Annotated in this window: 10 protein-coding genes; 6 read left to right on the top strand and 4 right to left on the bottom strand. The window is 63.5% G+C overall.

What is annotated here, in order from left to right:
• Nucleotides 1-7: 7 nt before the first annotated feature.
• The 4 genes from ACFULT_RS03700 to ACFULT_RS03685 are packed head-to-tail and all read right to left on the bottom strand — an operon-like array spanning nt 8 to nt 4,717.
• Nucleotides 8-1,219 (bottom strand): lipase family protein, encoded by a 1,212-nt coding sequence (locus ACFULT_RS03700; RefSeq protein ID WP_378480631.1) that lies wholly within the window; start codon nt 1,217-1,219, stop codon nt 8-10.
• The gene (locus ACFULT_RS03695) at nt 1,216-1,914 is read right to left on the bottom strand and encodes a YveK family protein (protein ID WP_378480630.1); all 699 of its coding nucleotides are present in this window, start codon (nt 1,912-1,914) and stop codon (nt 1,216-1,218) included. Before ACFULT_RS03695 ends, ACFULT_RS03700 begins: the two co-directional genes overlap by 4 nt.
• Nucleotides 1,911-3,314 (bottom strand): lipase family protein, encoded by a 1,404-nt coding sequence (locus tag ACFULT_RS03690; RefSeq protein WP_378480629.1) that lies wholly within the window; start codon nt 3,312-3,314, stop codon nt 1,911-1,913. The genes ACFULT_RS03695 and ACFULT_RS03690 overlap by 4 nt, the downstream gene beginning before the upstream one ends.
• A gap of 8 nt (nt 3,315-3,322) precedes the next feature.
• Nucleotides 3,323-4,717 carry a polysaccharide biosynthesis tyrosine autokinase gene (locus tag ACFULT_RS03685; protein ID WP_378480628.1) on the bottom strand — a complete coding sequence of 465 codons (1,395 nt, stop codon included), beginning with the start codon at nt 4,715-4,717 and terminating at the stop codon, nt 3,323-3,325.
• A 110-nt stretch (nt 4,718-4,827) separates the two neighbouring features.
• Between ACFULT_RS03685 and ACFULT_RS03680 the strand changes: the two genes are divergently transcribed.
• From ACFULT_RS03680 to ACFULT_RS03655, 6 genes are all read left to right on the top strand, one after another.
• Nucleotides 4,828-6,231: an O-antigen ligase family protein gene (locus ACFULT_RS03680; RefSeq protein WP_378480627.1), complete on the top strand. Its 1,404-nt coding sequence runs from the start codon at nt 4,828-4,830 to the stop codon at nt 6,229-6,231.
• 127 nt (nt 6,232-6,358) lie between these two features.
• Nucleotides 6,359-7,876, top strand: coding sequence for a cellulase family glycosylhydrolase (locus tag ACFULT_RS03675; protein ID WP_378480626.1), 1,518 nt, complete (start codon nt 6,359-6,361; stop codon nt 7,874-7,876).
• 595 nt (nt 7,877-8,471) lie between these two features.
• On the top strand, nt 8,472-9,614 hold the full coding sequence (locus ACFULT_RS03670) for a glycosyltransferase (protein ID WP_378480625.1): 1,143 nt from the start codon (nt 8,472-8,474) through the stop codon (nt 9,612-9,614).
• Nucleotides 9,611-10,606: a GDP-mannose 4,6-dehydratase gene (locus ACFULT_RS03665; protein WP_019665629.1), complete on the top strand. Its 996-nt coding sequence runs from the start codon at nt 9,611-9,613 to the stop codon at nt 10,604-10,606. Before ACFULT_RS03670 ends, ACFULT_RS03665 begins: the two co-directional genes overlap by 4 nt.
• Entirely contained in the window at nt 10,603-11,637 is a 1,035-nt protein-coding gene (locus ACFULT_RS03660; protein WP_378480624.1) for a GDP-mannose 4,6-dehydratase, read from the top strand. Before ACFULT_RS03665 ends, ACFULT_RS03660 begins: the two co-directional genes overlap by 4 nt.
• Nucleotides 11,634-12,257: an acyltransferase gene (locus ACFULT_RS03655; protein WP_378480623.1), complete on the top strand. Its 624-nt coding sequence runs from the start codon at nt 11,634-11,636 to the stop codon at nt 12,255-12,257. The genes ACFULT_RS03660 and ACFULT_RS03655 overlap by 4 nt, the downstream gene beginning before the upstream one ends.
• The last annotated feature ends 47 nt before the right edge of the window (nt 12,258-12,304 follow it).

The following is a 12,304-nucleotide window of genomic DNA, read 5'->3' as shown; positions in this document are numbered from 1 at the left end:
CTTCACATCAGGGTGCGGCGGGCGGAGGGCAGTAGCTGACGGCAGGTTGCCCCGCGAATCTGTCGTTCAGCCACGGAAACGCAGCAGCACCGTCGATGTCTGCGTGGCCGGCCTCCGGCTGGAGTACCGACTGGATGGAGTCACCGCTCGCGCAGCCGGCTGCGACAGCGCCGTCCGTCCACGCCTGCGATACGAGTGTGTCCTTGCCACCGTAGAGCACCAGCATCGGTGCGGCAGCGCGTGTCTGCGGAAGACTCATCTCCCGCAGGTAGCCTTCCAGTGCGCGTTCGGCTTCCGGAGTCGACGGCTTCAGATCCTCGTCGCCGATCTGTGCGGCCAGCTCCGTGCGGTCGGCCGCCAGGGGTCCGCCACAGGCGGACAGTTCGTCCCATCGTTCCTCGACGATGCCGCGCCGGTAGTCGGCCAGGTCGATCTCCGGGTGGGACTGCGCGAGCCCGACGAGCACCCACTGCAGCAGCGGCTTCTGATCGGCGGTCAGCGTGCCCGCCGCAGCCGCCCGGGCGAGACCCGAGATATCCGCGGCAGGAACGAGACTCACCGATCCGACCATGTCGAGCCCCGAACCGTACGTGTTCGCGAGTTCGTTGGCGGCCCAGGCCGCCTGTCCACCCTGCGAACCCCCGAACGACGCCCATCGATCGGACGTGTCCGGAACCAACTTCTGTGCAGCGCGCACCGAGTCGATCAGGTTGTTGCCTGCCGTCCGCGCATCGAGGTACGGGTGGTAGTTCCCTTCGATCCCCAGACCCTGGTAGTCCGATACCGCAACCACGTACCCGGACCTCACCAGCGCCGTGACGATGGGAGAACTGCCCAGCAGTTCGGGATCGGTCGACGGCCCGCAGTCCGGCAACACTCCCGTGGTTCCGTGGCCGTAGGCGATGATCGGCCATCCGCCCTCCGGCGCGGGGCCCTGCGGCGCGAAGACGGTCCCGGACACCTCCGTCGGGGATCCGTCGACACCGGACGTCGAGGTGTAGACGACCCTGGCGGCCAGCGAGGAGATCGCGCTGACTCGCCTGTCGATGGTGAGCAGTTCCTCTGCACTCTTCAGACTGCCAGGACCTGCGTCGGTGAAGTCCGCCTCGATCGTTCCCCCGAAGGCCACCGAATTCGCTTCCGGCGACGTGTCCTGACCCCCGCACCCGGAGGCCAAGAGAATCGACACCACTGCAACAGTCCCCACTGTCTTCCTCATCGACTAGCTCCCCCTGTGTAATCGAGCTTTTCGGCCACACGTTCCTCGGCTAGAAGGTCGGTGACCTGTCGCCGCGAGATGATCGAATCGCGTCGCACCCCCGCCCCGACGACCAGCACTGCGGCAACAGTAGCGCCCATCGCCCCACCGAGCACCAGAGCAGACGACACCGTGGACGGCGGCGCCGGCACGGCCGCAGCGTCGATGAGCGTCACCTCGGACACGGGCCCGTTCGCACCGAGGTCGATCTCCTCGGCGAGCTGGATCACGTTCAGAGCAACGGAATTGGCCACGTCACGCGCACGCGTCGGATCGTCCTGCGTTGCACTGATGTCGATCAATGCGGACCCGGGGGTCGACACGACGAGCAGATCAGCCTTCAGTTCGTCGGGAGAGACCGGCAGACCCACGTCGACGATGGTGCGCCTCAGGACTTGCTCGGACGTGGCCAGCCCCACGTAGCTCTCCACCCGTACCAGCGAACTGCGGTTTCCCTCCATCGCCGCACGAGGTGACGACGGACCGGGCGCAGTCAGGAACACGCGCGACGTCGCCGTGTACTTCTCTGCGACAAAGGAATCAGCGATCCACGCGGCAGCGACCGAGAGTACGGTGGCCGCGAGAATCAAGGCCCACCCGCGGACCAGCATCCTGCCGTAGTCGCGCAACGTGGGAACACCGACAGGAGTGATCATTCGACCTGCTCACACGTGTTCACCGCGCGCTGCCCGGCGAACCGAGCCTTCACCCACGGCACCGACCGAGAACTGTCGAGATCTCCGTGGCCCTCGCCGCTGTGCAGCTCGTACTCCACCACATCTCCCGCGTCGCATGCCCGGGAGAGTGCCTTCTCCGTCCACGACTCGAGAATCAGGTCGTCCTCCGACCCGTACATGACGAGAAGCGGTGACGTTGACTTCTGCGTCGGAAGGGCCATGTCCGCCAACCACCCTCGCAGCCGATCGGTGGCCTGCTGATCGACCGGACGCAGATCCGACGCCCGCAGCCGAGCCACGAGCTCGGGAACCTGATCCGACCCAGGAGGAACGCACTGCATGAAATCGTCCCAGCGTTCCCGCGCCAGACCGGAACGATAGTCGTCCAAGTTCATCTCCGGGTGCGTGATCGCCAGTCCGTGCAGCGCGTACATCAGCAACGGATACTGGGCGCGCGTCAGGGTTCCCGACGCCGCCGCGTCGGCCAGCCCGGCCATGTCCGACACCGGCACGATGGCTGCCGTCCCCACCAGTTCGAGGCCACCGCCGTACTCGGCGTTGCGATCGCTGGCTGCCCACGCGGCCATCCCACCGAGCGAGACGCCGTACGCAGCCCACCGGGTGCTCAGCGTGGGAAGGAAGTTACGGGCAGCGCGTACGGCATCGATCATGTTGTAGCCGAACGTCTTCGAATCCAGATACGGGTGGTAGTTGCCGTCCAGGCCGAGACCCTGATAGTCCGTCATCGTCACGGCGTAACCGTTCAACACCAGAGCCGCGACGATAGGAGCACTCCCGAGCAGGTTGACGTACTCCGACGGACCGCAGTTGTTCAGAACCCCCGTCGTACCGTGACCGAAGGACACGACCGGCCATCCACCCTCCGGGGCAACACCGCCCGGAATCACGACGGTGCCCGACACATCCGTCGGCTCACCCGTGACACCCGACGTCGACCGATACACCACACGGGTTGCTGCAGCGCCTAATTCGGTGATGTCCACCGCGATGTCCTCGATCGGCTCGGCCGATAACAACGAGCCGGGCGCCGTCCCACCGAGTATCGGAGCCGGGCTCGGCTCCGGAGGCGTCACCGACGCCGTCACCGGCGTCGTCGGAGCATCAGGAGGGAGCACCAGTTCCTGACCCTGGGCGCAGCCGACGAGCATCACTGCAGCCGCGCATACTGCACCCACCCGCACCGACCACGTCCGAAGCCCCGAACCCAGTCGTTCCGCAGGCTCCACTCCCGCCCCACCCGGTCGTTCCGCAGGCTCCACTCCCGCCCCACCAGGTCGTTCCGCAGGCTCCACTCCCGCCCCACCCGGTCGTTCCGCAGGCTCCACTCCCGCCCCACCCGGTCGTTCCGCAGGCTCCACTCCCGCCCCTAGCCTCTACCGACGGTGGCCGCCGAGGACTCTCGCCCCTCGACCTCGATCTTCGGCTTCGCCACCGGCCCAGCAGAACCCGGGTTGGTCCGTCGACGACGATGTGGCTCGAATGTCGTGACGACACCCAGAACCTTCCCGCCGACTCCGCCCAGCGTCTTGATCGCTTTGCGCAGTTGATCCCGCGTGGTGCTGCCGACACGGGCGAGCACAAGACTTCCGTCCGCAAGAGCTGTGAGAATTGCCCCGTCGGAGACCGACAGGAGCGGCGGAGTGTCGACGACGACGTAGCGGTAGTCCCCGCGGACTGCTTCGAGCAGGATCTGAGCGCGATCGGAACCGAGGAGCTCACTCGGGTTCGGCGGCACGGGACCGGCGGGGAGAACGTCGACCCCGTCGACGACGTCGCGCTGAACGGCGTCGTCCAGTCGGTGTTCACCGGACAGAACCGTGCTGAGTCCGCGCTCCTGCGTGATGTCCAAGCGCTCGGCCACAGTTGCCGTTCTGATGTCACCGTCGACGAGCAGAACCTTGTGACCGGCCTCGGCGAGGACGGCTGCCAGGTCGATGGCCGTGGAGGTGCGGCCTTCACCCGACTCGGCACTGGTGACGGTGAGCACCCGCGGCGGAGATCCGCCTCCGAGGAAACGAATGTTGGTCCGCAAGGTGCGGAGCGGCTCACCCATCTTGGAGAACGACGCCACCGGAGTCTTCGGGCGCTCGGCGTCGATCGGGAGTCCGCCGAGGACTGCGTTGCCGGAGATCTCCTCCGCCTTGGGGCGGTCACGAATCGAACGGTCGACGAGCCCGCGAGCGAGAGCGATCACGACACCGAGAGCAAGACCTGCCACTGCGCCCAACCCGAGAAGCGTCACCAGCCCCGCGCCGAGCGGAGACGTCGGCACGTCGGCCTGATCGACGATGGTGGCTCCGGCAGCCGGGCTACCGCCGCGCTGCGACGTCTCGAGTTCCTGAACCAACTGCGTCAGCTGACCGGCGACCGCATTGGTCAACGCACGTGCGACGTCGGGGTCGGAATCGGTGCCGCACAGGTCGAGCAGAACTGTGCTCTCGATCGGTGTTGCGGTGATCATGGCACGCAAATCGTTCGCGGACAACGGCAATTGAAGCTGATCGACAGCACGCTGTGCCACCTGGGTACTGGTGGCCAGTCCCGCGTAGGACGTGACACGTTCCTGAGAGAAGAGGTTGTTCTGATAGGCCTCGCCCACGGAACTGCCACCCTCGGTGGTCACGAACAACCGGGCGCACGCCTGATACTGAGGCGTCGAGAAGAACGAGTAGGCCCACCCCCCGACGATGCCGAGCACCGTCACCGCCGCGACGATCCACCAACCCGCACGGAGAATCCGTCCGTACTCTCGAATCTCCACGAATGCTCCAATCGAAAAATCCTGGTTCGCCGATGAGAATAAAGTGCCGTCATCGATTCGGCATCACTTAGCAGTTGCAGAGGTGTGAAAGCGTGACAACATCAGTGCCCATGAGCATCTCGAAACGAGTCGACGCGGCGGTCATCGTCGTCGTCCCGGTGATCGTTACATTCTTGATGATTCTCGGCGGAACACCCGGAAAACTGGGCGCGTTCGCACTCGTCGGACTGACCGTTGGAGCGTACATCGGCCTGCGCCACCCACTCTATTTGACTCGTGCTCTTGCATTTTCGTTGGGCGCATTGCCATTCGGTTACGTTCCGGGGGTGCACGCTCCCCTGGTGTTCACCTTGGGCGCGGCAGTCATCCTCGCGTCGGTGATTCACCGCACAGCCGTGACTCGCATCACAGTCGGTGAAATGGCCGTCATCGCACTGATCGTCACTTCGGCGATTTCCGTCTTCGCTACGGCCGGCACGACAGTGGATTATGCAGAATTCGGTAAATGGCTCGTTTCCACACTTGTTGCAGTGTCACTTCTCCGACTCCCCCGCGAAGAATTGGAACTGTTCGGGCGGATCTACGTCTATTCCGCGTCGGCAGCAGCCGCGTTCGCACTCGTCATCCTCGTCGCCGACCCGTCGGGCAGATTGATTCGGTATCTGTCGCCGTTCGGATACGGCACCGAGGAGGAAAGCACCCGCTTCGTCTACACCGACGGTGCCGCGACGGTTCGACTCGCCGGTACCTATATCGACCCGAACGCCGCAGGCATCGGCCTGTTCGTGGCCCTCATGCTGTGCGTTCTGCTGATCCGCGGGCGTCTGCGGATCGCGTTGGCGCTGCTGCTCTTCGGGTCCATCGTGCTGACACTGTCACGCGCGGCCCTCTTCTCCGTGGTCTTCGGCGTCCTTCTGATGCTGCTCTTCCAGAACCTGCGCACCCGGGAACGCGTGGCCATCATCGGTGGTTTCGCCCTCGCGTTCGTCGGCGCCCTTGCCGTCCCCACCGTCCGCAACCGCGTGTTCTCGTCCTTCGGCAGCGGCGACGCCGGATCCTCGGCCCGTGGCGATGCGCTCGTCGATTTCCCAGGTCACATGGCAGGGCATTGGCTCTTCGGGCTGGGCTGGGGGCGCGAGGAATTCAAGGATCCCGGCACCGCGTTCGACGTCAACTACGTCGCGAATGCTCCCCTGTTGTCGGTCTACCGCGGCGGAATCTTCACCGGACTCGCATTCCTGGCCATCATCGTCGTCGGGGCCTACCTGGGTTATCGCTGTCTGCGCTCGCGCAACTGGGAACACGGATTCATCGGCGGCGGATTCATCGGATTCTCCGTCGTCGCGCTGCAGTTGGATTTCCCCGTCGTCACCATTCCGGCCACGACGATGGCCTTTTCCGTACTGATCGTTTTTCTCATCCTGGCGCGCGAAAAAGCAACGGATAACCTGCCCGACGACGGGGAAATGCCCGCATTCTCATCCCGAAGACCGGATACAGCAAAGACAGCTTGACCAGCAGTTTCGTCCCGTCAACCGTGATTGTTTTCGTTTGTACAAAACTCCCTGTCGGGTGCAATGATTTCCCACAATCGGCTCGCGACTCCCCTCCGACGAGCCCCTTGCGGAGAGATTCACCATCATGAGAAGGACTCGAATCGGCGCGCTGATTTCTGCCGCGACCGTCGTTCTGGTCACTGCCACTCTGACGTGGAGTGGACCGTCGCTGCTCGCATCGTCCGAGGCATCCGTCGGACCTGGGGTCGCGCACGCGCAGACAACGCAGCCTCCACTCGGAGTCTCCGACAGCGGCGCACTTCTCTGGTCGTCCGACGCCGAACTGAACACCACCCTGTCCATGCTCTCCGCAGCAGGGATCAGCTCCATTCGACTGTCCATCCCCTGGTTCAACGTCGAATACACCCGGAACCAGCTCGACTGGTCCTCCGTCGACCGCGTCGTGAACGCCGTCCACGCACGCGGGATCTCGATCCTCGGAATCATCGCCTACACACCCCCATGGGCAACCTCACCCGCCGGTCAGCCGCTCAACACCCGACCGGCGTCACCAGCGACGTTCGGGCAGTTCGCCGGCAAGGTCGCCGCGCGATACGCCGGTAAGATCAGTGCCTACGAGATCTGGAACGAGCCCAACGGGGCCATGTTCTACGGACCGTCACCCGACGCCGCGGGCTACACCCAACTCCTGAAGGCCGCCTACCCGGCGATCAAGGCAGCCGACGCGTCGGCGACAGTCATCGGCGGTGTTCTGGGTGCGGTCGAGGACGGACCGGGGATGGTCAACCCCGTCACATTCGTGAACCAGATGTACTCGGCGGGCGCGGCCGGCTACTTCGACGCCTTCTCCTACCACCCGTATCAGTACTCGTTGAAATTCGGCGACGGTGTGTACGTCGACCACTCACCTGCCCGTCAGGCCATGGACATCCACGCGGCCATGGTCGCGAACGGCGACGGCAACAAGAAGATATGGGCCACCGAGTACGGCGTCCCGACGGCGTACGCGTCGGAGACCGCCCAGAGCGACATGATCACGAACTTCATCACCAAGTGGCGAGAACTGCCCTACGCCGGGCCGATTCACCTGTACCAGCTCCGCGACCAGCAGACAGGCAGCAGTGACCCGGAAATGACGTTCGGCCTCCTGCGTACCGACTGGAGCGGCAAGCCGGCACTGTGGGCCGTCATGTCGCAGATCATGAACGGCTTCCCGACGTCGGCCGAACACACCCGCTTCCAGAGCGTTCCCGCCTCGTCGGGCGCCGCCCTCTCACCGGTGTTCCTCGTCCGCGACACCTGGGCACAGATTCGCCAGAACGCCGTGGTCTTCGAGATGCCCGGCGGATTCGTCACCTCCCCGAGAGCCGTCGCCGACGCCGTGCGCTACAGCGGATTCCTCCCCACCACCAGCTTCAACGGCACCTACCAGGACTTCGACAGCCCCTTCGGGCTTCGCGTCTTCTCGACGCAGCTCGGTGGAACCCGGCTCATCGGCGGCGGCATCGTTGCTGCCTGGGACCCCACCCTCGGCCCCGCCACCTCCGACGAAACACCACTCCCAGGCGGCGGCGTTCGCGTGAACTTCCAGTACGGCAACATCACCTGGATTCCCGGCGCAGGCACAACAGTCACTCGCTGATTTCCACCGCTGGAATTTCGAGCGCGAAGAAAAACATTCCCAACGAATGTTTCACCGTCTGAATACTCGACCGAGAGCCTGATACTCGGTACGCTTTCCTCGAACTGCCCACCCGTTCGTCATTGGACATGAAAATCGAACAATGCCGGTCGGTTTCCCTTCGCATCACCCGTGCCGAGCATCATGAACCGGCCCGCTCGGAGCAAATATTTCGCCGATGTTAAATCTGGACGAATGACGAGTATCCATACATGCGTTGTCCCGAATTCGCACTGTGAACCACCTCACTTAGCGCTACCAATTACGGCACTTAACGGATACTTATAGAGCGAACGAATGACACGGAATTTCTTCCGTCGACTACTGTTCCATCCCAGTCGGGGGATGCACGAAGGATCGCCGCACCAATGTTGGTGTGGCGTTTCTGGATTAACCAGCACTGCAAAGTTCAAGCACCGCTGACTGATTCACGTTCTTCTGGGGGCTCGACCACTGTTTTGTGCACGGCTCGACACGACGGGTTGAAGATGCAATTAGCAACAATCGCTCCACGGCATTGCTCCGCCCATTTCGCGGATACCGGGAAGGAACGCGAATGACCGAGGCAGAGCCCACGATTCGCGTCGCGATCGCCCATGACTACCTGACACAGCGAGGCGGCGCCGAGAAAGTAGTACTGGCCATGGCTCGCGCTTTTCCGGACAGCCCCATCTACACCACACTGTTCGAGCCGTCGACGACGTTCCCCGAGTTCGCCGACCTGGATGTGCGGCCGTCACGGCTCAACAACATCGGATTCCTGCGCAAGAACCACCGCGCTGCCCTTCCGCTCCTACCGTTCGCGTCGGAGTCCATCACCATCGACGCCGACGTCGTGCTCACCAGCACCAGCGGGTGGGCACACGGCTTCAGGACGCCCGGTCGCAAACTCGTCTACTGCTATTCACCTGCACGTTGGCTCTACGAAGCCGAGATGTACCTGGGCGAGTCGAGCAGCCTTGCGAAGCGAATCATGTTGGAAGTTCTCACATCTCCGCTGCGACGCTGGGACAGACGGGCAGCGAAGTCCGCGGACCGATATCTGGCCATCTCCACCGTCGTGCAGAAGCGGATCACCGATGCATACGGGTTCTCCTCCATGGTCCTGCCTGCGCCGTTCACCGTCGACAGTGCACCCGAGGAACCGATCGCCGACGCGCAAGCCTGGCTCGGCGAGGATTCTTTCTACCTGTGCATCTCGCGTCTGCTTCCGTACAAGAACGTGGACAAGGTGATCGGTGCATTCGCCGACGGATCTCGTAAGCTCGTCGTCGTCGGCCGAGGACCGGAGGCCGATCGCCTGCGAAAGATCAAGTCCGACAACGTCCTCATGCTCAGCGACCTGTCCGCCGGCCAGATGACCTGGTTGTACCGCCGCTGTAACGCCGTCGTCGCCGCGAGCTATGAAGATTACGGACTCACCCCCATCGAAGCCGGCTACCACGGCAAACCGTCCGTCGTTCTTCGCTGGGGCGGATTCCTCGACACCGTCGAGGAAGGTGTCACCGGAGTCTATTTCGACCAGCCCGATCCCGAATCGATTCGAGCCGCAGTAGACGCACTCGAAGCAACGACCTGGGTGCCACCCAAGATCCAGGCTCACGTGGAGCAGTTCAGCGAGGAACGCTTCGCGGCAGAACTGATTTCGGCAGTCACCGACATACACGAACACACAATCGAGAGGACTTTGTCGCGATGACGAAGCGGGCATTGATCACAGGAATCACCGGACAAGACGGCCTCTACCTTGCCGAACTGCTACTGAGCAAGGGATATAAAGTTTTCGGATTGCTTCGCGGACAGAACAATCCGAAGGCAGCAATGCTGGACCGAGTCCTCCCTCAGGTAGAGGTCCTCACCGGTGACCTGCTCGACCTCTCCAGCCTGATGCGTGCCTTCGCAGTCGCCGACCCGGACGAGGTCTACAACCTCGGCGCAGTCTCCTTCGTCGCGTACTCGTGGGAGAACGCACGCCTGACCACCGATGTCACCGGCGGCGGAGTGCTGAACATGCTCGAATCCACCCGCCTCTACCAGGATGTCGCAGGCAAGCAGGTCCGCTTCTACCAGGCCTCGAGCTCGGAGATGTTCGGCAAGGTCCAGGAGGTTCCGCAGCGCGAGGAGACCCTGCTGTGGCCCCGGTCGCCGTACGGTGTCGCCAAGGTCTACGGCCACTACATGACAATCAACTACCGTGAGTCCTACGGTATGCACGCGAGCTCCGGCATCCTGTTCAACCACGAATCCCCGCGTCGCGGCATCGAATTCGTCACCCGCAAGGTCACCCAGTCCGTCGCCAGGATCGCCCTGGGCTTGCAGAGCGAGATCGCACTCGGCAACCTCGACGCCAAGCGAGACTGGGGATTCGCCGGCGACTACGTCGAAGCGATGTACGCGATGCTCCAGCAGGACGAAGCCGACGACTACGTCATCTCCACCGGCGAGACCCACTCGATCCGCGAACTGCTCGATCACGCGTTCGCGGCCGTGGACATCAAGGACTGGTCACAGTACGTGCGCATCGATCCGCGGTTCTTCCGCCCGGCCGAGGTCGACCTCCTCGTCGGCGATTCCACCAAGGCGCACGCACAGCTCGGCTGGAAGCCCAAGGTTACGTTCGAAGAGCTCGTGAAGATGATGGTGCAGAACGACCTGGCGGAGCAGTCGCCTCACGCCATCAAGATCGCGTGACCGACAGGCAGGAGAGGAGCCTGCAGGAACGACCGGACAGGCGGGAGGGAAGCCTGCAGGAACGACCGAAGACCGGGGGACCGACGGCTCTGGTCACTGGGGTCGCGGGACAGGACGGTAGTTACCTGTCGGAGGCTCTCGTCGAGATGGGCTGGACCGTACACGGTGTGGCCAAGCCAGGGTCGACGGAGGTCGTCGACGATGTCACGATGCACGCGACCGACCTCGGTGAGCCGGGGGCGGCCTCGACGCTCGTACGCGCGGTGGACCCGGACTACGTCTTCCACCTGGCGGGCATCTCCTCGGTCTGGAGGTCGTGGAACGATCCTGTGCTGACCACCCGTGTCAACGGTGTCTCGGCAGCGTCGCTCCTGGATGCCTGCTTCTCGCATCAGGAGGCGTCGGGCAAGCGTGTGATGGTGATCAACGCGTCCAGCGCAGAGATCTTCGCAGGCTCGGGAATCGCGATGCAGAACGAGGAAACACCGATCGCTCCCACCTCACCGTACGGCGCATCGAAAGCACTCAGTCACAACATGGTCCAGGTCTATCGCGCGCGCGGGCTGGAAGCCACCAACGCAATTCTGTACAACCACGAGTCGCCGCGTCGGCCGGAGACGTTCGTCACCCGCAAGATCACCAAAGCAGCGGCAGCGATCGCACGAGGAACGCAGAGCGTCATCGAACTCGGCAGCACGTCCGCACAGCGCGACTGGGGTTGGGCGCCGGATTACGTGGCAGCCCTGGTCAAGATGGCGGAATACGGCAAGGGAGACGACTTCGTCGTGGCGACGGGACGAGCTCACTCCGTCGCGGACTTCGTCGCCGCTGCACTGTCGACCGTCGGAATCACGGACTGGCAGAGCTACGTACGCGGAGATCCCGACATGCTGAGGCCGGCCGATTCGGCGAGAATGGTCGGCGACGCGTCCAAGGCACGCGAGATTCTGGGGTGGGGGCCGACCATGAACTTCGAGCAAATCGTCGAAGCCATGGTCCAATTCGACATGAGCGAGGAGTTGGCAGCATGACAGCGGTAGAAAGGCCCCAGGTCCAGGGTGAGGTGCAGGGTGAGGTTCACCATGTCTCGGACTACAAGATGCAGGACATCTCGCTGACGCGCAAGATCCGAAATCGGATCGGCACGTTGGGTTTCAACATGATCGTGACCTACATTCCGTCGCACTTCGTTCGCCAGAACTTCCTTCGGGCCTTCGGCGCGACGATCGGCAAGGACACCTCGATCTTCCGTGGAACGACGATCCTCGACATCGAGAACCTCGTCATCGGTGAGGCGTGCTCCATCGGCTTCCGGTGCATGTTCGACGCTCGCGGCGGAATCACCATCGGCGACAACGTCGTCATCGCCAGCGACACCCACATCATCGGCGGCTACCACGATCACAACGATCCCACGTTCAAGCCGATTCTCGAACCGTGTGTGATCGGCGATTACGTGTGGATCGCCAGCCGCAGCACGGTGCTCAGCGGGGTGACCATCGGACGTGGCGCCGTCGTCGGTGGCTGCTCGATGGTGCGCAAGGACGTCGGGGAGCTCGAAGTCGTGGCCGGGGTTCCCGCGCAGGTCCGCGGCACCCGCGATCCCGACGCTCTGCAGTACCGCCCGAAATATCGTCCACTGTTCTACTGACCCCCTTGTGAGTGGAAACGTAGGCCACAGACCACATTTCCACGCAC

This window comes from Rhodococcus sp. NPDC057297 (assembly GCF_042667435.1).
In the GTDB taxonomy this organism is placed as follows: Bacteria; Actinomycetota; Actinomycetes; order Mycobacteriales; family Mycobacteriaceae; genus Rhodococcoides.
The sequence above is the reverse complement of the archived record's forward strand: the minus strand, read 5'-3'. Positions and strand labels throughout refer to the sequence as shown.